Raw genomic sequence first — 19,064 nt, 5'->3', positions numbered from 1 at the left:
CCGGCCCCGAACATAGGGTGACTAGCACTCCGAAATGGGGAGTTCATCCCGACGATGTCCCTGGTCCCGGGCCCGTAGCGTTCGATCGGTCCGAACACGCCGGCGGCGGTCAACGTCGCCCGCCGGCAGGCGACGAGGAGGACCAGATGCAAGCCCGAACGAAGCTGGCGCGGACCGCCGCCATGGTCCTGGTGCCCGTCATGGCTCTGGCCGCGTGTGCCGGATCCGATGACGACACCGAGGGCGCCGACGGCCCCGGCACCACCGACCCGGCCGACCCACCTGGCAACGGCGTCGAAGCCCAGCCCGGTTTCGAGACCTGCCCCGAAGACCCCTACAACTGCAACAGCGGGGAACGTGCCGACGGCGGATCGATCACCTGGCTGGTGGTCTCCGGCGTGCGCACCTGGAACACCTACTCGCCCGAAGGTGGGACCGTGTATGGCCTCCAGGTGCTCCACGGCATCTACCCGCACATCGGCATGTTCGGACCGGATCGCGAGACGTTCGAGTTCAATATGGACCTGTTGGCCGAGGAGCCACAACTCCTGTCCGAGGACCCGTATAGCTGGCAATACGTCATCCGCGACGAAGCCGTCTGGGACGACGGCACCCCGATCACGGCCGACGACTTCAGCGTCAGCTGGAAACTCGGCACCAGCGCCGAGGCAGGGCACTGCGAGGGCTGCCGTTCGCGGGCCACCACCAACTTCGACCAGATCGAGAGCGTCGAAGGCTCCGATGACGGCAAAACGGTCACCCTGACCCTCAAACCGGGTGAGGTCAATCTCGAATGGTTCACCATGTTCGGCGTCGACGACGTCGGCGGTGGTGTTATGCCGGCCCACGTCGCGGCCGAGAACGGCTTCGACGTCGACGATCCGGCGCAGCTCGGTGACTACTTCGAGTGGCTGCAAGAGACCATGCCCACGTTCTCGGGCGGGCCGTACCGCATCGTCGAAGGCAATCTCGAAGAGCGGGTGATCAAAGAGCCGAACGAGAACTGGTACGGCGAGACCCAGCCCACCCTGGACACCTACATCATGCGGATCATCCCGGATCAGGGCGCTTGGGTGCCTGCGTTGTCGAACAACGAGATCCACGGTGGCTCGCCGATCCAGCTCATCGAGGACATCCTGCGCAGCCTCGATCAGATGCCGAACGTCCACTACCACATCCAGCCCGGCCCCGCCTGGGAGCACATCGACTTCAACCTGGACGTCCCCGAACTCCAGGATGTCGCTCTCCGCCGGGCGATCTTCACCGCGATCGACGCCGACAACATCGCCGCCCGCATCTACGGCGAGATGTACCCGGAATACACCCGCCGCACCAACCACCTCTTCGCCGAGGATCACCCGAACCACGTCGACTTGGTGACGGAGACCGGCATGGGGAGCGGAGACACCGACGCCGCGCTGGCGATCCTCGCCGAGGCAGGCTACGAGTTCGACGGCCAGACCCTCACCCTCGACGGCGACCAGATCGGTCCGTTCCGGTTGCGAGCCACCTCCGACCTGGTGCGGTCGACGTCGATGGAGCTGATCCAGGCGGACCTCGCCCAAATCGGGGTCGAGACGAACATCGAACCCACCGACGACCTCGGCACGATGTTGTTCGAGGGGGACTACCACATCGCCCAGTTCGGCTGGAGCGGTGACCCGGCCTTCGTCGGCCTGACCAGCCAGTACTACACCACGGGAAGCCCCAGCAACTTCGGCGGCTTCACCAACGACGACGTCGACCGGCTCGCGCAGGAGGAGCTGACCCGGCTCGACATCGACGAAGCAGCCGACATCGCCAACGAGATCATGCGGATCGTGCTCGACGAGGCTTACGTACTGCCCCTGTGGGACGTCCCCGTGTTCACCTTCATCACCGACGACTACGTCAACGTCCGCGACAACACCGCGACCAGCCTGCGCGGCGTCTACAACAACCACGAGTGGGGAACGGCCGTCCAGTAGGCCACTACCCCTCCACAAACGTCCGGGCGGGTGACCCTCACTCTGCGCGGGGCCACCCGCCCGGGCATCTCCAACGAACCACTCGCGGTAGTAGTCGACGGAAAGGGCTGCCCCCCATGGCCGTGTACACCATGCGCCGGCTGCTGGCCGCGATCCCCGTGCTGCTCGCCGCATCTGTGCTGTGCTTCCTGCTCATCGACCTCTCCGGAGACCCGCTCGGCGACCTCCGAGTGGCGCAGCCGCCCGTCGATCCCGCCGTGATCGCCAGCGAAGAAGTACGCATGTACCTCGATCGGTCGGTGCCCCAGCGGTATCTGCTGTGGATGACCGGCATCGGCGGAAACGGCGACATCGGCCTGCTCCAAGGGAAGTTCGGGCCATCGGTCCGGGGACCGGCGTTCGACATCGGTGCCGAGATCGGCGCTCGGTTCCTGATCACCCTGCGGCTCGTCGTCATCGCGTTGATGATGGCCATCGGGCTGGCCATCGTGTCCGGCGTGATCAGCGCGGTTAAGCAATACTCCACCGTCGACTATCTGCTCACCTTCACCGGATTCCTCGCCTTGGCGATGCCGGCCTTCTGGATCGGCGCCCTGATCAAGGAGGGTGGTGTCTGGGCGAACCGCGAGCTGGGCACCGGGTTCGCCACGATCGGTGCCGCCTCGGCCGACACCCGCGGGTTCACCGCCTGGGAGTCGTTCACCGACGCCGCCGCTCACCTGTTCTTGCCCACGTTGGCGCTGATGCTGACCGGGTACGCGGCGTTGAGCCGATACCAGAGAGCGTCGATGTTGGAGGTGCTCAACAGCGACTACGTCCGGCTGGCCCGGGCCAAGGGGGTACGCAACCGGGTGGTCATCCGGCGGCACGCCCTCCGTACCGCACTCATCCCGCTCACGACGGTATCGGCGCTGGTGATCGCCGGCACGATCGACGGAGCCATCATCATCGAGCGGATCTTCCAATGGCGCGGGCTGGGTGACTTCTTCCTGGAGTCGGTCAGCACCAACGACTCCTATTCCGTGATGGGGTGGCTGATGCTCAGCGGGATCATTGTGGTCACGGCGAACCTCGTCGCCGACCTGCTCTACGGCGTTCTAGACCCGCGGATTCGTTATGGCTGACCTGCAACCCGGCCTGGCCGCCCCACCTCCCGTGGCCGCCGAAGCGATCACCACCCAACAGCGCAACCAGGCGCGGATGGCCGCCCGCCGCTTCCTGCGGCATCGGCTGGCCGTCACCAGCCTCGTCCTGTTCGTGTTGGTCGTCGCGTTCGCGTTTCTCGGTCCGCTGCTCTGGTCCTACGATCACACCGTCGACCGCGCCATCCCGGCCAGCACGCCGCCCAGCATGGCGCACCCTTTCGGCACCACGACCGCCGGGCAGGACGTGATGGGCCAGGTAATGCGCGGCACCCAGCAGTCGCTGAAGGTGGCACTCACGGTGGCGCTGATCAGTACCACGGTCGGCTCGTTGTGGGGCGCCGTGGCGGGCCTGTACGGCGGCTGGGTCGACAACCTGATGATGCGTTTCGTCGACGTGATCCTCGTGGTGCCGCTGCTCGTGTTGGTCACGGCCATGGCCGGCAATGTCCGCGGCGGCACCAGTTGGTGGGCGGTGGCCCTCGTCATCTCGGCGTTCATCTGGACCGGGACGTCACGTGTGGTGCGCGGCGTCGTCCTCTCGCTGCGCGAACAGGAGTTCATCGAGGCGTGCCGGGCGATGGGTGCGTCGAACTCGCGGATCGTGCTGCGTCATCTCATCCCGAACGCCGCCGGGCCGATCATCGTCGCCGGGACCTTGGCCGTCGCGTTCGCCATCCTCGCCGAAGCGGCGTTGTCGTTCCTAGGTTTCGGGATCCAGCCTCCTGATACGTCGCTCGGTCTACTGATCGAGAACGCCCGGGCCGCCCCCTTCACCCGCCCCTGGTTGTTCTACCCACCCGGCGTGTTCATCGTTCTGATCGCACTGACCATCAACTTCGTCGGGGACGGCATGCGCGACGCACTCGACCCCCGTCAGACCATGACCCGGAGGTGACGAGGTGGCTCAACCGTTGTCCATGACCGACGTCGTGCTCGAGGTCGACGACCTCAGCGTCACACTGCCAACCGACGATGGCCCCGTCACAGCCGTACGTGGCGTCACATTCCAGGTGCGCCGCGGTGAATCACTCGGCATCGTCGGCGAATCCGGGTCGGGCAAGTCGGTCACGTCGATGGCCATCATGGGTTTGCTGCCGGCGACGGCACGGGTGACGGGGTCGACACGGGTACTGGGCCAGCAACTCCTCGGCCTCGACGACGCCCGGATCAGCACCGTGCGGGGCCGGAACATCGCCATGATCTTCCAGGATCCGTTGACGTCGCTGAACCCCGTCCACCAGGTCGGCCGGCAACTGGTCGAGGCGATCCAGGTACATAACCCAGGGGCCAAACGCCATGCCTGGACGCGGGCGGCTGAACTGCTCGAGATCGTCGGAATCCCGGATCCCCAACAACGGGTGCACGCCTATCCACACGAACTCAGCGGCGGCATGCGCCAACGTGTGGTCATCGCCATCGCCATGGCCAACGATCCGGACGTGATCATCGCCGACGAACCCACCACCGCGTTGGACGTCACCGTCCAGGCGCAGGTTCTGAACGCTCTCGAGACCGCCCGTGCGGCCACCGGCGCGGCCCTCGTGCTCATCAGCCACGATCTAGGGGTCATCGCCGGACACGTGGACCGGGTGGGGGTGATGTATGCCGGCACCCTCGTGGAGTCCGGCACCGTCGACGAGATCTTCTACACCCCGTCCATGCCCTACACGTTGGGGCTGCTCGGCAGTCTGCCTCGGGTCGACGAGCGCCGGCAGCACCGTCTCACCCCGATCCTCGGCACCCCGCCGTCGCTGATCAACCTGCCGCCCGGCTGCCCGTTCGCGCCGCGCTGCCCCATGGCTCAGGACGTGTGCCGGGACACCGAACCCCCACTTCGGCCAGTGGGAGCGGGTACCCACGCCGCGGCCTGCCACTTCAGCGATCAACTGGTAGGAGTGGCACCGTCCGACCTGTTCCGGCCCACGTCGATCGATCTGGACGCCTTGTCATGACTCTCACCCCCGAGGCCACGCAGCCGGCCGCCCACTCCGCACCGCCCATCCTCGCGGCACGCGAGCTGGTGAAACATTTTCCGGTCCGCTCCGGCGGGATCCTCCGCCGCACCGTCGGACAGATCCACGCGGTGTGTGGTGTGTCGCTCGACGTCGCTCCACGCGAGACGCTGGCCTTGGTCGGTGAGTCTGGCTGTGGGAAGTCGACGACGGCACGCCTGATGCTCGACCTGATCCCCCCGACGTCGGGTTCGGTGTACTACGACGGGCAACCGATCACCGGCCGTTCGCGGGCGGCGATCCGTGTCCTGCGGCAGTCCCTACAAATCGTGTTCCAGGATCCGTTCGCCTCGCTGGACCCGCGGATGCCGGTCTCGGCGCTGCTCGCCGAACCGCTGCGGATCCACGGCCGATACAAACCCGGCGGCGAGGCGCGGGTCCGGGAGTTGCTGGAGCTGGTAGGTCTCAACCCTGAGCACGGCGCTCGGTACCCACACGAGTTCTCGGGTGGTCAGCGGCAGCGCATCGGGATCGCCCGGGCGCTCGCCCTCGAACCCCGGGTGTTGGTCCTCGACGAGCCGGTCTCCGCCCTCGACGTCTCCATCCAGGCCGGGGTGATCAACCTGTTGGAGGACCTCCAGGATCGGCTGGGGCTGTCGTACTTGTTCGTCTCGCATGACCTGTCCGTGGTCCGGCACATCGCCCAACGGGTGGCGGTGATGTACCTGGGCCGGATCGTCGAGTCCGGCCCCACCGACGACCTGTTCGCCGCCCCCGCCCACCCCTACACCCAGGCACTGGTCAGCGCCATCCCGGTGCCGGACCCCCACCGGGAACGGGCCCGGCGGCGCATCGTGCTGACCGGGGATGTCCCCAACCCCGCGGACCCGCCGTCCGGCTGCCGCTTCCGCACCCGCTGCCCGACGTTCGCCCAGCGGCTACGGCCGGACGAGCAGGCCCTGTGCATCGACTCGGCACCTGAGCTGGTCGACCGCGGCGACGGACATCCGGCCGCATGCCACTTCGCCGGCCCCTCCCCGCCCCGCCTCTCCCCATGATCATGAACACTTTGCCGTGCCATGGCACGGCAAAGTGTTCATGATCATGGGGAGAGGCGGGGCGGGGAGGGGCGGGGCTTGGAGGGTTTCCGGCCGACGACGGCGGTCCGGTCCAGGCCGGCGGGCCGTTCCTGGACGCCGCGGAACCCGGCACCGGCCAGGAAGTCCGCTACCTCGCCGACGGACCAGCATTGCCCTTCGGTGGCGTACAGCACCAGCGCGGAATAACGGGCCACCGATAGGGGTCCGGTTTTGTCGGCGTTGAGATGGGAGTCGACCACGACGACATGCCCACCTGGGGCCAACGCACCATAACAGCGCCCGACGATCTCCCGGGCGCGGCGCTCGCTCCACCGGTGAAGTGTGTCGGGCAGCACGTGGACGTCGTATCCCGAGGGTAAGGCGGTGAACATCTCCGGGCTCTGGGATACCCCTGCCGCCAGCTCGGGACGCCGCTCGCGCAGCGCCGCCACCGTCGTTCCACATCCGCCGACCTCCAGCACGGCCGTCGCGGGCAGCGTGTCGAGTACTTCCGCGAGGGCTGGGGCCAGTGCCCGCGCCCGCGGCGCCTTGATCCCGCCGAAGTGCTCACCGAAGGTGGGGTCGTGTGGCCACACGCTGGCTCGCCCGCCGGTCCACCGGGCCGGTAATCCCGTCCGCAACAGCTCGACCTGCTCCAGACAGGTGGGCCGCGACGCCGCGGAGGCCAGATATGGACGCAGATCGAACGGGGCGCCCCGCACCAGGCAGGATCTGGCCAGCGGACTAGGGCGCAGCACTGGCCCCGGCTCGAGCAGGCCCATCGCCCGAAGGAGCGTGCACAACACGTCGGCGGAGCGGAACGCGATACCGCTGCGCCGGCACAACGTCTCCAGGGTCACCACCTCCCGGTCGAGCACGGTGAGCAGATCGAGCCGGACGATGGCGGCCAGGACGAGGTCGTCGGCGTAGATGCCGTCGCGCACCCGCAGCAACGAGCCCATCCCGGCGAGGTCGATGTCCATGACCACACCGACGCTAACGTCGGCGGCGGGTGGCCGGCGTCGGGAGTGGGTCCCTACGTCTGGGTCTGGACCACCCCATCTTTACGTCGGCCCCGCGGCCTGCCCCTCGTCACCGGTGAGGATCCCGAGCCGCCGCCCGACGAGAACGGCATCGTCCCGGCTGGACACGTCCAGTTTCAGCCGGACCGCCGCGACGTGGTGGTCGACAGTCTTCGGAGACACCTGCAACCGTTCGGCGATCTCTTGATAGGTCAGCTGCTGGGCGAGCAAGACTAGAACCTCGGTCTGCCGGGGAGTGAGCCCGCCCGGGTTGTTCCTCGTCCGCGCTCGGGGACCTCGCGGAACCGACGTGACACCCATCCGAGCCAACGAAGACCTCACCATGGCGGCGCGGGGCACCGCGCCCAGCCGGTCGAAGATCTCCAGCGCCTCCAGCCGGGGGCGTGGATCGGGCGCGTCGCTGAGCGCGTCAGCACACTCGTAGGGCCGTCCCACCTCGTCCCACGCGCGGGCCGCCTCACGCCAATAACCCGACAGTTGCAGCCGGTACGGCTCCGGCACCCCGTCCGGTACACCCTCCGGCAGCCCAGCGCGGTACCGCCAATAGGCCGTCTCCCCCAGGTATCGCTGGGTGCCGACGTCCTTGGCTAGCTCCGCCAGGCCCACCACCGCGCGGGCGGCAGCGCCCGGGTCGCCCGCGAGCCAGGCCAGCTCGGCGCGTGAGGTTCCCGCGTTGATGAGGGCCGGCGCTTCGCCCAGCCCCGCGGCAAGGTCGCCGCAGGCCCCAACCGTCGCCGCGGCCTGCGGCGATCCACGCCGGGATTGGAGCATCGAGGTGACCTTCAGCGCCATCAGCCGCGCAGCGACCTCCGATGCACGCGAAGCCGTGTCCGCGTCCTGCTCGGCGAGCGACCATCGGCCCAGTTCCAGGTGGCCCCAGGACCGCACCGCGACGAGGAAGTCGGCGAGAGCTTGCAGCTCGCGGGCCTCACAGTAAGCCAGACCGGCGGTGACGTACCGGGCTGCTTCGTCGTACCGCATCTCCCGGATGTGTCCATGGGCGAGATTGATGTAGGCACGGCTGGCGGCGTACACGTCGTCCAGTTCCAACGCTCGGGTCAGCGCCGCGGCCAGGGGGCCGCCGTTGTTGGGGTCCCGCAGCATGTGGGCAACCCCGACGGTGACCTGCGCATGCACCGCTGCCCGGGCGTCTCCAACGCCATCGGCCAGGGCGATCGCCTTCTCCCCCCACGCCAGGGTTTCGGCCGTCTGATATCCGGTCATGGCCAGCCGGGCCGCCTGACCGTACGCGGCCACCAGCTCCGCACCCGGCGGCTGCGCCTCCAAGACGGCGACGGCTCGGCCGACCGTCCGCCGGGCCGCCACACCGTCACCGAGCGCCCATTCGAGGCTCGACAGCCGGCACAGGCCACGCCCGACGCCGAGGTGGTCGCCAAGGCCGGCGCGCAGTTCGATGGCGCGGCGCAGGGCGTCGCGAGCCTGGTCCTGCACCCGCGCCATCTCGCATTCGGCACCGTAGGCTTCCAACAGCTCGGCCAGCCGTTCGTCCGGGATGTGCTCGGCGTTGGCAATCGCGTGCTCCAGGTGTGCGATGGCCTCCCGGTGGCTGCTCACCCCGGCGGCCCGTTCCGCGGCCAGCGGCGCGTACCGGGCTAGCGCCGCACCGTCTCCGGCCTGATGTGCGTGATGCACCAACCGGGCCGGTTCGACGTCGCGGGTGGACAGCACCCGCAGAACCTGCGCGTTGAGCTCGCGGCGCCGTCGCTCGGACAGGTTCTGCTCGACCACCCGACGGCTGAGTTCGTGGGGAAACCGCAGCACCGGTCCGTCGGCCTGCAGGACGCCGAGCCGGACGGCTTCGTCCAGCCGCGCGGCGTCGGCACACCCATCCAGTACCCAGCGCTCGGCCCGGCCGGGGAGCACCGCCGCCGCCTCGACACTTGCATAAGTGGCGGGGTGGAGCCGCCGCACCCTGGCGAGCACTGCGTCCTGGACGGTGGGTGGTACCACTGACGGGTCCGGATGAGCCAGCATCTCTCGCACGTAGAACGGGTTGCCTCCGGTCAACTCGTACAACTCGTCGATGTCGTTGTGCCCGGCCAGTTGGGCGACCGCCTCCCTGGACAGTGGCTCCAAGTGGATCCGCCGGATGTCGCCGGCGGGGATGGAGCCGACGGCTAGTCGCAGCGGATGGTCGGCGGGCACTTCGTCGTCGCGGAACGTGACGACGAGCATGGTGTGGACCTGGCCGATCCGGCGGCCGAGGAAGCGGATGGCGTCCAACGTCGCCTCGTCGGCCCACTGGGCGTCTTCGACGACGACGATGCCGGGCCGCGCCGGTGCGATGAGTTCGTCGACAACTCGGTCGAAGAATCCGCTGATCCAGCGGGTGTCGCCGGCATTGGCGGCCGCTAGTTCAGCGCCCACGTGCGGGAACATGTCGCGGAACGGCCCGAGTGGGCGGGGCAGGAGTAGGTCGTCGCACATGCCGCGCAGCACGCGCGCCGATCTCGCCGAACCGGAAACGAACCGCTGTACCAGAGTGGTTTTTCCGGAACCGGCGTCTCCCGCGACGAGCACGACGCTGCCCCGTCCGAACTGGGCGTCCCGCCGCGCCGCATCCAACTCGGCAAGCTGCGTGTGCCTCTCCAGCAGCTGCACAAACCCGAGATTACTGGCGAATCACCGGCTGGCCGCTGGACGCGGCGCAATCGTGATCTACCTGTGAGCGCGCCATGATCGGGCACCGTCTCGTGTATTGCGCCACCACCCGGGCGAAGGCTCGCTCTCTGGCTACGGCCGGCTCATGATCGTCACACATCACCACAAGCAGCAACGGGTCAGCACCGGCCGAGGCGGCACACTCGGCCAACCGGTCCAGCTCGGCTGCCACCGCGCCGGGGCCGGAGGTGTCCCAACGTCCGGCGAGTTCGTCGAGTTCGCCCTGACTGAGCGGCATGATGGTCCTCCCGACATCTCAGTGTCGAGACCATCGTGACTCTCTCTGCTGGCCCAATAACAGAGCCAGTCAACAAGTAGTGGACTGGGCCAGCGGCAGTCCTGGCGGAACTGCACGGTCAGCGGCCCGGCACAGCCTCCTGCATCTTCGTCTTGATGCCCTGGACCAGCACCCGCCAGCGGTTGGCGTCGCCCTTGAGGAGGGCCTTCGTCGTGTCTCTCAGCTGGTCGAAGGTCGCCGACGGCGGGATCGGCGGGACCTCCGGGTCACAATGGACGTCGAGGACCATCGGCGCCTCAGCCGCCAGTGCACGCTCCCAGGCGGCGCCGAGTTCCTCGGGTTGGTCGACGGTGATCGCGTCCAGACCGGCACTTCGAGCCAACGCCGCATACGACACGTCCGGGATGACCTGTGACGGCTCGAACTTCGGCGCGCCTCCCATAGCGCGCAACTCCCACGTCACCTGGTTGAGGTCGTTGTTGTGGAACACGCATACCACCAGGCGGGGATCGTCCCAGAGCTCCCGGTACCGGGCGATGGTGATCAGCTCCGCCGAGCCGTTCATCTGCATCGCGCCGTCGCCGACCAATGCCACCACCGGCCGATCGGGGTGCGCGAATTTGGCGCCGACCGCGTAGGGAACGGCGGAGCCCATCGTGGCGAGGGTTCCTGACAGCGAGCCCCGCATCCGCAGGTTCCGGGCGTACCAGTTCGTGGACGACCCGGAGTCCGCCGTCACGATGGTGTCGTCCGGGATGCGGCTGGAAAGCTCATGCACCACGCGCATCGGGTTCACCGGCTTGGCGTCCAGCATCGCCTGCTGCTCCATGGTGGCCCACCATGACTCGACGTTGGACTCGATGGTCTCGCGCCACGAGCGGTCTTCCTGGTGATGCAGCATCGGCAGCATGCGCCGCAGGGTCGCCTTGGCCTCACCGACGAGGTTCACCTCGGTGGGATACCGCAGGCCGATCAGCGCGCCGTCGATGTCGATCTGCACCGCTCGGGCCTGTCCAAGATCGGGCAGAAACTGGGTGTAGGGCAGGTTGGAGCCGACGATCAGCAGGGTGTCGCAGTCTCGCATCAGCTCATAGCTGGGCCGGGTGCCGAGCAGGCCGATGGCGCCGGTGACATACGGCAGATCGTCCGGAAGCACGTCCTTGCCGAGCAGTGCCTTGGCGACACCGGCACCGGTGACCTCGGCCAGCAGCACGACCTCCTCAGCCGCATTGCGCGCTCCCTGGCCGATGAGCACGGCGACCTTACTACCCGCGTTCAGCACCTCGGCGGCGCGCGCGATCTCGTCGTCCGGCGGCACCATGACCGATCGAGACCCGCCCGGTGGACTGGACGGAACGTGTTTGAACTCATGTTCAGGCGCGACGTAACACTCTTCCTGGACATCCGCCGGGATGATCACCGCCGCCGGCGCCCGCCGCGCGGCCGCGGTACGGAAGGCGCGGTCGATGGCATTGGGCAACTGTTGCGGGACGCTCACCTCCACTACGTAGTCAGAGGCGACGTCCTTGAACAGCGCGCGTAGATCGACCTCCTGCATGTACTGACCGCCCAGGGCCGTACGTGCGGTCTGGCCGATGATCGCGACGACGGGCACGTGGTCCAGCTTCGCGTCATACAACCCGTTGAGCAGGTGGATGGCGCCCGGGCCCGACGTCGCCAGGCATACGCCGACCGTGCCGCTGAACTTGGCGTAGCCCACCGCCTGCAGCGCTGACATCTCCTCGTGCCGCGACTGGATGAACCGCGGCTGATTCATCGCTTCGCCGAATGCGGCCACGATGCCGTTGATGCCATCACCCGGGTAGCCGAACACGTGTGTGACGTCCCATTCACGGAGCCGCTGGAGTAGGTAGTCACCAACCGTTTGCGACATCGATCCTCCCTCGTTGCCGACCCTCCGCCCATACCCCGAGTCCGGGGTCTCAGACGTCGGGTGCCGACAACGACGAAAGCCGGGCGCCGGCGAGCTCAGCGGCGTGGGCCGAAGGCTGCCTTGGTGTCATCCGGCGACAACCCCGCGGACAGGTACGACGCGCTGCCGTCCTGGAGCAACTCCCGCCCGGCGGCCGCGAGCGCACCGTAAGCCGCCCACGCCAATGCTCCGCCGGTGGACACCCGGCGCACCCCGACGGCAGCGAGCCGGCTGGAATCCGGCACACCTGGCAACACCAGGACGTTGACCGGGCCACCGACCTCACGCACGACCCGCTCGATGTCGCCGACGTCGACCAGCCCCGGGGCGTAGACGACGTCCGCGCCGGCTTCTCGATACGCGACGAGCCTGCGCACGGTGTCGTCGAGGTCGCCGTGCCCGTAGAGCTGGTTCTCCGCTCGTGCGGTGAGCACTAGCCCGGACCGGCGCGCCACCTCCACCGCCTGGCCGACCCGCTCGACGGCCTCGGCTATCGGGAGGACACCCCGCTCAGGGTGGTAGTCCTCAAGAGACAACCCAGCGGCGCCGGTCTGGGCGATCAGCTCGACGGTGCGAGCGATACCCCCGGGGGCGTCGGGAAAACACCCTTCGGAGTCAACGCTGACCGGTACCTCCACGGCATCGGCGATGGTCTCGGCATGGGACAACATCTCGTCTCGGCTGACCTGTTGGTCGAGCCGGCCCAAGGAGGCAGCGTGTCCGGAGCTGGTGGTGGCCACGGCCGGGAAGCCAAGGCTCTCCAGGATCCGCGCCGACCCTGGGTCCCAGGCGTTCGGCATGACGAACAGGCCATCGGCGTGCAGCGCACGGAAAGCGTGAGCGGTGTTCATAGCGTCCTCACTGGCGAAACGGATGATATTCACCCATGACGGTATCGACCGGCACCGACATCATCCGGCGGTTTCCGGCCGCGACCGGGGGGCACCAGCGGTGCCGCCGGGTGGCCCTGGAAGAGAACCGGGCGCCCGGCTATCAATGATCGGTCGGCCATCGCCAGCGTTGACCGTCGCCGGTGTCGGCCGTCACCGATACGGTGAAGGCATGAGTGTGCGATGGCTGGTGGCCTTCATCGATCGCCCGGCGTCCTCATTCGAGGCCACGGCCCAGTTCTGGCTGGCAGTGACTGGCTCGACGTTGTCGCCGCGCCGGGGCGCATATGCCGAGTTCGCCACGATCCTGCCGGCTAGCGGCCACTCGTACCTGCGGGTCCAGCGGGTCGCCGCCGGTAGGGGCGGGAGCCATCTCGACCTCGCGGTGGACGACATGACCGGTACGGCCGGCCACGCGCGACGCCTCGGCGCTGAGGTGCTTCGGGAGCTCGACGACGTCGTCGTGATGCGCTCGCCTGCGGGCTTCGTCTTCTGCGTCGTGGGTCACGACGGATCCGCCCAGCGCCCGTTGCCCGTATCACTCGACGGCGGCGCCCGGGCCATCGTCGACCAGCTGTGCATCGACATCCCGCCGGCCGAGTATGAGAACGAGTGCACGTATTGGGCTCGCCTCACCGGGTGGACGCTGCACCCGGGCTCCCGCCCGGAGTTCTCGTATCTCGACCGGCCGGATGGCATTCCGCTACGGATACTGCTGCAACGGACCAACGATGCCGGCGACGGCCGGGCCCACGCCCACCTCGATCTGGCGTGTGACGATACGGCCGCCACCGCCATTGCCCACGAACGGCTGGGGGCGCGCAGGGAAGGCACGCATGAGCACTGGATCGCGATGCGCGACCCCGCGGGTGTGCCTTACTGCCTGACTCGACGCGACCCTGACACCGGACGGTTGCCTTCGGGTACGTCGCGCCCGACGGCCTGAACGTACCGCCGCAGGAGGCGCCCAATGAGGTCGACCGGCGCAGCGATGTCGGTTGTCGGCCTCCAACCCGCTTTTAAGGTTTGCGGTCGACATCAGCCGTGATTGCCTTCAAAGTTTCACAGGGTATTTGAACGATAAATTCAAGGCATGGATTCCTCGAACACAACCGCCGAACATCCGGAACACGTCGCTGGCACAAACATGGGGTCACGCACCTTCAGTCTCGAGGTCCAGCTCGACGCGCTAGCGGACGAACCCGGGACCGAACTCGGCCGGATCCTGCGTTACTGGGCCGGCAACCTCAAGCACTACAACCTCCAGCCGGGGATCGAGGAGACCGTGGTCGACTCCGCGTACTCGCCGGTGGGCAGCTGGCGGATCTCTGGCTGACCGTAAAGAGCGCTCCCTATACCTCCCGTCGGTGCGTGACGACGACGGCCGCGACCACCGCAACGAGCGGCCATACCGCCAGCACGAGCCACGACGCGCCCACGGGCCACGTAAATAGCTCGGCTGGCATCAGCTCCCGGATCGGGGTGTTACGCAACGTCATCCATGCACTCCACAGCGTCGAGTTGTTGAGGTCTACCACCCACGAGTAGGTGGTTCCCATGGTGAGCTGGGGCAAGATGACGATCACGGTGAATACGCCGAAGATCGCGCCGGCGGTGTGCCTGATCAACACACCGATACCCATGCCGACCAGCGCACACACCGGCACAACAACCGCTGAGGCCACGAGGGCCGTCGGGACGCCTTTGTTGCTGATCGCGAAGCCGGCATCCTGGCCCGAGAGGAGTACCTGGGTCAGGCCGACTGACGTCGTAGCGACGACGATGCCCACCGCGAGTGTCGCGCCCGAGATGACGGTGGCCTTGGCGATCACCACCGATCGGCGCGCCGGTACCGCGACAAAGGTCGTGCGGATCATCCCGGTGGCATATTCACCGGCCATGGACAACGCCCCGATGATGCCGGCGGCGATCAAGAGCAGGAGATACGGAGCCTGGCCGAGGGCGTCGTTCATGTAGTTGTAGCTCTCCCTGGCCTCGGCGGACCACTCCGGGAGGAGGCGACGGAGGGCGAGGGTGGAGTAGACGTTGATCCCGATGACGGCAACGACGCCAAGGCCAAGCGCCCAGTAGGTGGAGCGCAGCGACCACAGTTTGATCCACTCCGAGGCTACGAGGGCACCGAAACGAGCTGGTGGGCGAGTGCCGGCGGTGGGAGTGGAGACGGGGGTCGTCTCGGACGTGACGCGGGTCATCGGGATCCTCCAGCGGTGTACTCGATGCTGTCAGCGGTGAGCGTCATGAACGCTTCTTCCAAGGAATCGGCTCGGGCGACGAACGCGGCCAGGCTCTCTGCCGCCAACAGACGGCCGCGGCCGATGACGATGAGGTGATCCGCGGTGTTCTCCATCTCGCCCATCAGATGGCTGGAGACGAACACCGTCCGCCCCTCGGCCGCGAGCCGCCGGAACAGGGCACGTACCCATGTCACGCCTTCCGGGTCGAGACCGTTGAGCGGCTCGTCGAACATCAGCACCGGCGGATCACCGAGCAGGGCAGCGGCGATACCGAGCCGCTGTTTCATCCCCAGTGAGAACTCACCTATCCGGCGCCGCGCGGCATCGGCCAAGCCCACTTCCTGCAGGACTGTGTCGACCCGCTGTCGCGATATCCCATTGCTCCGAGCCAGGGCGGCCAAGTGTGCCTTGGCGCTGCGACCGCCGTGGACATCGTCCGCGTCGAGCAGGGCACCGACGTGGCGGAGACCGCGGGAGCGATCCCGAAACACCTGCCCGTCGACGGTCACGCTGCCGCGTGTGGGGCGGTTCAGGCCGAGGATCATCCGTAGCGTCGTCGTTTTCCCAGCGCCGTTCGGACCGAGGAAACCGGTGACCTGACCCGGGCGGACCGTGAACGTCAGGTCGTCGATCGCCGTTGTCCGGCCGAACCGTTTGGTTAGTCCATTGGCTTCGATCATGCCCTCACGGTGCGCGGGAGCGTACCGTCAGCACATCCCGCCCTGGGCCACTTCGAGATCGACCGAGGTATCCGAGAGGCGTACGCCCCGAAGGCGATGGCACGGCGGGGCTGCGAGCCTACGATCCCGGTATGGACGACGCTACCCACCGCGTGCCGCTGGCGAGACTCTGGCGACGCGGGCGCTCGGCCGGCCCCAAGGTGCTGGCCTGGTGCGGCGCCGTGGCCTACCCGCTCCTCCTGATCGTTGCGGTGTTGACGTGGCCCCCCGGCTCGGGTGGTGTCGACCTGCTGTTGCCGGCCGTGCTCACGGCCCTACCGATCGGGCTGCTGTGGTTGAACCCGCTACCCGCCCTGGCGCTTATGCTGATCGGCTCGTTCACCGTGATCGTCAGCGAGCCGGCGTGGCAACTCGGAACCTTGCTGGCGCTCGCGCAGCACCTAGCGGTTGGGCTCATCGCCGCCACTCGATCGCGCTGGATATCGGTGGGCAGCGCCGTCGTCGTGCTCAGCGTGCAGCTTGCGGCGGCGACCTACTACACCTCCGGATCCGACGACTACACCAGCACTGCGGTATTTCTCACGCTGGCCACTGTCGTCGCCTGGCTGGCCGGCCGCGCCATTCGAGATCGACACGAGCGTAGCCAGCTACTCCGGGCGCACGCGACCACCGAGGCGGTGCAGGCTGAACGGATCCAGATCGCCCGCGAGCTCCATGACATGGTCGCTCACAGCATCGGCGTCATCGCCATCCAGGCCGGTATGGGGCGCCGGGTGATCGACACCCAGCCCGGAGAGGCTCGGGCGGCCCTCGCCGTCATCGAGTCCACCAGCCGGGATACCCTCGCCGGCCTGCGCCGGCTGGTCGGCGCGCTGCGGCAGGCGGATGCTGATTCGGGTGGAGCACCGCTGGGTCCAGCGCCAACACTGGCCGACCTCGACCCGTTGGTTGCGACGACGATGGACGCCGGGGTACGGGTCCACGTGGAGTGGCGGGGGCGACGCCGTCCACTTCCAGCCGACATCGAGATGTCCGCGTTCCGCATCGTTCAGGAGGCCATCACCAACGTGGTGCGGCATGCTGGAGTGCACGAGTGCCATGTTGTCATCGACTGCCAGGAGGACGAGCTGTCCATCGAGATCGTCGACGACGGAGCTGGCGGGCCAGTAGCGGAGACCGGTTACGGCATCGCCGGGATGCGCGAACGAGCCGGTCTGCTGAGCGGACGGTTCGACGCCGGCCCACAACCTGCCGGTGGCTTCCGGGTCGCGGTTTCACTGCCGGTCCCACCGGAGGCCCCGTGACCGTCCGCGTCATACTCGCTGACGACCAGCCGCTGGTACGCGCAGGGCTACGCGTGCTCATCGCCGACGATCCCGGCCTCGACGTCGTCGGCGAAGCCGGTACCGGCGCCAAAGCCGTCCAACTGGTTCACGATGCCCAGCCCGACGTCGCCGTGATGGACATCCGGATGCCAGGTATGGACGGCATCGAAGCAACCCAGATCATCACCGAAGGTCCAGGGACAACACGGGTGCTGGTCCTCACCACGTTCGACGACGACGAGTACGTCTACGGCGCGCTGCGGGCCGGCGCCAGCGGGTTCCTCGTCAAGGACATGCCTCTCGACGACATCTTGGCCGCTATCCGCGTCGTCGCCAACGGCGACTCCCTCATCGCACCGAGTGTGACGCGCCGGCTGATCGAGGAGTTCGTCGCCCGACCTGAACCAGGCCCGACGCGCCGCCCCATCGACGGCATCACCGAGCGGGAACGCGAGGTCCTCACCCTCGTGGGCCGCGGCTTGTCGAATGGTGAGATCGCCGCAACGCTGTTCATCAGCCCGGCCACGGCCAAGTCACATGTGGCACACCTACTCACCAAACTCGACGCCCGCGACCGAGTGCAGCTCGTCATCATCGCCTACGAGATGGGCCTCGTCGCTCCACCGCGGTAACCACCCTTGCTGGCCCACCTGTCAGGCCGGACAACTCTGTGAGCAGGGCCGACACTCGTGTCAGGCCGGACAGCGCGGAGTTCCGGCACCGAGCGTCAGGCCTGACAACTACGTGTGCAGCAGCGACGCTCCTGTCAGGCCTGACAGGTCGGAGGCAACTAGGGCGGAGGCTATCAGCCGAGGTGGGTCGCCGCCCAGGCCGCGAGCGTCGTCGGCGTCGTCGTTTGGTAGCCGCGCGGATCCTCCGGGGTGAAATCGTCCCTGATCCCTGCCGTCATCTGCACCAACGCCTCGATCTGAGGCGCAGGCAGACCGAGATCGCCGAGGGCGGTCCGAACGTCCTGGTCGGTGAGCTGCTGGGGCACCACCGAATGGCCCAGCGAGGCCGACAGTTGCTCGGCTACCTGGCGGAACGACAGATCCTCGGGACCATGCACGGCTTGGACGTGCCGCCCGGTCCAGGCGGACGAAAGTAGCCGGCCAGCAGCCACCGCGGCGATGTCCTGGGGCGCCACCCATGGCAGGCGCCGGTCCAGATCCATCGCCGTGGCAAACACGCCGCCGCGGATCGACTCGATCTCCATCAGCAGGTTGGTGAAGAAGTAGCCGCACCGGAGGTGGGTGACCGAGGCACCGGTCGAGTCGAGCTCCACCTCGGTCGCAGCGAGGCCGTCGATCTCACCCACGCCATGCCGTTTCTCCGCTCCGACGCTGGACTGGAACACGACCCGGTCGATCCGGTTCTGCTCAACGGCGGCCCGGACATGACGCGCGGCCATGGCGTGGGCCGCCAGCGGGTCGCGGTCCATCGCAGTAGGACTGACCCAATACAAGGCGCTGACCCCGCTCGTCGCTTCGATCACGGAACCCGCATCCCACGCGTCGAACTTCACCGCCTCCACCTGGTCGGCGACGTCCGGGCCCAGCTTCGACGGGTCACGAAGTAGGGCTCGCGGGCGGACCCCAGCCTGCACCAGTAGGCGAAGCAGATGTGCGCCGACGTTCCCGGTGGGCGTCGTCACGGCAATGGTCATAGCGGTACTCCTCATGTGCGAACGTGCGGGCCACCGCCCTGGATGGGCGGGATCGACCTCTGATCTGGCTCGTCGCCACCACAGGGCGGCGCGACTCTGACAGCTATGACGGTAGTGGCAATTGTGGCCGACTGTTGACCACAATTCTCGAGGTTGCGACGGCTTTCTGTCATGATGTACAAAAGTACATGTACAAATGTTCCCTACCG

17 protein-coding genes are annotated in these 19,064 nt (G+C 67.7%); 9 read left to right on the top strand and 8 right to left on the bottom strand.

Annotation, left to right across the window (positions count from 1 at the left end):
* Nucleotides 1–146: 146 nt before the first annotated feature.
* The 5 genes from G8760_RS15620 to G8760_RS15600 all read left to right on the top strand — a co-directional run bounded on the left by G8760_RS15620 (nucleotide 147) and on the right by G8760_RS15600 (nucleotide 6,122).
* Nucleotides 147–1,967, top strand: a complete 1,821-nt coding sequence (locus G8760_RS15620) for an ABC transporter family substrate-binding protein (protein WP_207782394.1) — start codon at nucleotides 147–149, stop codon at nucleotides 1,965–1,967.
* Nucleotides 1,968–2,083: 116 nt separating this feature from the next.
* Nucleotides 2,084–3,091, top strand: a complete 1,008-nt coding sequence (locus G8760_RS15615) for an ABC transporter permease (protein WP_166352713.1) — start codon at nucleotides 2,084–2,086, stop codon at nucleotides 3,089–3,091.
* Nucleotides 3,084–4,007 carry an ABC transporter permease gene (locus G8760_RS15610; RefSeq protein WP_166352711.1) on the top strand — a complete coding sequence of 308 codons (924 nt, stop codon included), beginning with the start codon at nucleotides 3,084–3,086 and terminating at the stop codon, nucleotides 4,005–4,007. Before G8760_RS15615 ends, G8760_RS15610 begins: the two co-directional genes overlap by 8 nt.
* A gap of 4 nt (nucleotides 4,008–4,011) precedes the next feature.
* On the top strand, nucleotides 4,012–5,064 hold the full coding sequence (locus tag G8760_RS15605) for an ABC transporter ATP-binding protein (protein WP_246222560.1): 1,053 nt from the start codon (nucleotides 4,012–4,014) through the stop codon (nucleotides 5,062–5,064).
* Nucleotides 5,061–6,122, top strand: a complete 1,062-nt coding sequence (locus G8760_RS15600; RefSeq protein ID WP_166352709.1) for an ABC transporter ATP-binding protein — start codon at nucleotides 5,061–5,063, stop codon at nucleotides 6,120–6,122. Before G8760_RS15605 ends, G8760_RS15600 begins: the two co-directional genes overlap by 4 nt.
* A 44-nt stretch (nucleotides 6,123–6,166) precedes the next feature.
* Here G8760_RS15600 and G8760_RS15595 read toward each other — a convergent pair whose 3' ends face one another.
* The 5 genes from G8760_RS15595 to G8760_RS15575 form a co-directional block, all read right to left on the bottom strand.
* The gene (locus G8760_RS15595) at nucleotides 6,167–7,126 is read right to left on the bottom strand and encodes a methyltransferase (RefSeq protein WP_166352707.1); all 960 of its coding nucleotides are present in this window, start codon (nucleotides 7,124–7,126) and stop codon (nucleotides 6,167–6,169) included.
* Nucleotides 7,127–7,207: 81 nt separating this feature from the next.
* A complete protein-coding gene (locus G8760_RS15590; protein ID WP_166352705.1) occupies nucleotides 7,208–9,808 on the bottom strand; it encodes an ATP-binding protein in 2,601 nt (866 codons plus the stop codon).
* Between the two features lie 10 nt (nucleotides 9,809–9,818).
* Nucleotides 9,819–10,106: a hypothetical protein gene (locus G8760_RS15585; RefSeq protein WP_166352703.1), complete on the bottom strand. Its 288-nt coding sequence runs from the start codon at nucleotides 10,104–10,106 to the stop codon at nucleotides 9,819–9,821.
* 118 nt (nucleotides 10,107–10,224) lie between these two features.
* Complete coding sequence (locus tag G8760_RS15580; RefSeq protein WP_166352701.1) at nucleotides 10,225–12,000, bottom strand: thiamine pyrophosphate-requiring protein; 1,776 nt, start codon at nucleotides 11,998–12,000, stop codon at nucleotides 10,225–10,227.
* 95 nt (nucleotides 12,001–12,095) lie between these two features.
* Entirely contained in the window at nucleotides 12,096–12,890 is a 795-nt protein-coding gene (locus G8760_RS15575; protein WP_166352699.1) for an isocitrate lyase/PEP mutase family protein, read from the bottom strand.
* 211 nt (nucleotides 12,891–13,101) lie between these two features.
* Here G8760_RS15575 and G8760_RS15570 point away from each other — a divergent pair, with 211 nt between their 5' ends.
* On the top strand, nucleotides 13,102–13,875 hold the full coding sequence (locus G8760_RS15570) for a VOC family protein (protein ID WP_166352697.1): 774 nt from the start codon (nucleotides 13,102–13,104) through the stop codon (nucleotides 13,873–13,875).
* Nucleotides 13,876–14,022: 147 nt separating this feature from the next.
* Nucleotides 14,023–14,265, top strand: coding sequence for a hypothetical protein (locus tag G8760_RS15565; protein WP_207782393.1), 243 nt, complete (start codon nucleotides 14,023–14,025; stop codon nucleotides 14,263–14,265).
* A gap of 16 nt (nucleotides 14,266–14,281) precedes the next feature.
* On the opposite strand, the gene G8760_RS15560 is transcribed toward G8760_RS15565, so the two are convergent.
* On the bottom strand, nucleotides 14,282–15,142 hold the full coding sequence (locus tag G8760_RS15560) for an ABC transporter permease (RefSeq protein WP_166352695.1): 861 nt from the start codon (nucleotides 15,140–15,142) through the stop codon (nucleotides 14,282–14,284).
* Entirely contained in the window at nucleotides 15,139–15,864 is a 726-nt protein-coding gene (locus G8760_RS15555) for an ABC transporter ATP-binding protein (RefSeq protein WP_166352693.1), read from the bottom strand. The genes G8760_RS15560 and G8760_RS15555 overlap by 4 nt, the downstream gene beginning before the upstream one ends.
* A 131-nt stretch (nucleotides 15,865–15,995) precedes the next feature.
* Here G8760_RS15555 and G8760_RS15550 point away from each other — a divergent pair, with 131 nt between their 5' ends.
* Both G8760_RS15550 and G8760_RS15545 read left to right on the top strand, forming a co-directional pair.
* Complete coding sequence (locus tag G8760_RS15550) at nucleotides 15,996–17,168, top strand: sensor histidine kinase (RefSeq protein ID WP_166352691.1); 1,173 nt, start codon at nucleotides 15,996–15,998, stop codon at nucleotides 17,166–17,168.
* Nucleotides 17,165–17,821, top strand: a complete 657-nt coding sequence (locus G8760_RS15545; RefSeq protein WP_166352689.1) for a response regulator — start codon at nucleotides 17,165–17,167, stop codon at nucleotides 17,819–17,821. Before G8760_RS15550 ends, G8760_RS15545 begins: the two co-directional genes overlap by 4 nt.
* A gap of 173 nt (nucleotides 17,822–17,994) precedes the next feature.
* Here the strand turns inward: G8760_RS15545 and G8760_RS15540 are convergent, their stop codons facing one another.
* Entirely contained in the window at nucleotides 17,995–18,855 is an 861-nt protein-coding gene (locus G8760_RS15540) for an NmrA family NAD(P)-binding protein (RefSeq protein WP_166352687.1), read from the bottom strand.
* Nucleotides 18,856–19,064: the final 209 nt, after the last annotated feature.

This window comes from Phytoactinopolyspora limicola (assembly GCF_011320225.1).
GTDB lineage: Bacteria > Actinomycetota > Actinomycetes > Jiangellales > Jiangellaceae > Phytoactinopolyspora > Phytoactinopolyspora limicola.
This window is presented reverse-complemented; position numbering and strand designations above follow the sequence as displayed.

What these genes read in the sequence shown, in the direction of transcription:
- G8760_RS15620 (WP_207782394.1), top strand. Translation starts at nt 147, where the DNA reads ATGCAAGCCCGAACGAAGCTGGCGCGGACCGCCGCCATGGTCCTGGTG.
- G8760_RS15615 (WP_166352713.1), top strand. Translation starts at nt 2,084, where the DNA reads ATGGCCGTGTACACCATGCGCCGGCTGCTGGCCGCGATCCCCGTGCTG.
- G8760_RS15610 (WP_166352711.1), top strand. Translation starts at nt 3,084, where the DNA reads ATGGCTGACCTGCAACCCGGCCTGGCCGCCCCACCTCCCGTGGCCGCC.
- G8760_RS15600 (WP_166352709.1), top strand. Translation starts at nt 5,061, where the DNA reads ATGACTCTCACCCCCGAGGCCACGCAGCCGGCCGCCCACTCCGCACCG.
- G8760_RS15595 (WP_166352707.1), bottom strand. Translation starts at nt 7,126, where the DNA reads ATGGACATCGACCTCGCCGGGATGGGCTCGTTGCTGCGGGTGCGCGAC.
- G8760_RS15585 (WP_166352703.1), bottom strand. Translation starts at nt 10,106, where the DNA reads ATGCCGCTCAGTCAGGGCGAACTCGACGAACTCGCCGGACGTTGGGAC.
- G8760_RS15580 (WP_166352701.1), bottom strand. Translation starts at nt 12,000, where the DNA reads ATGTCGCAAACGGTTGGTGACTACCTACTCCAGCGGCTCCGTGAATGG.
- G8760_RS15575 (WP_166352699.1), bottom strand. Translation starts at nt 12,890, where the DNA reads ATGAACACCGCTCACGCTTTCCGTGCGCTGCACGCCGATGGCCTGTTC.
- G8760_RS15570 (WP_166352697.1), top strand. Translation starts at nt 13,102, where the DNA reads ATGAGTGTGCGATGGCTGGTGGCCTTCATCGATCGCCCGGCGTCCTCA.
- G8760_RS15565 (WP_207782393.1), top strand. Translation starts at nt 14,023, where the DNA reads ATGGATTCCTCGAACACAACCGCCGAACATCCGGAACACGTCGCTGGC.
- G8760_RS15560 (WP_166352695.1), bottom strand. Translation starts at nt 15,142, where the DNA reads ATGACCCGCGTCACGTCCGAGACGACCCCCGTCTCCACTCCCACCGCC.
- G8760_RS15555 (WP_166352693.1), bottom strand. Translation starts at nt 15,864, where the DNA reads ATGATCGAAGCCAATGGACTAACCAAACGGTTCGGCCGGACAACGGCG.
- G8760_RS15550 (WP_166352691.1), top strand. Translation starts at nt 15,996, where the DNA reads ATGGACGACGCTACCCACCGCGTGCCGCTGGCGAGACTCTGGCGACGC.
- G8760_RS15540 (WP_166352687.1), bottom strand. Translation starts at nt 18,855, where the DNA reads ATGACCATTGCCGTGACGACGCCCACCGGGAACGTCGGCGCACATCTG.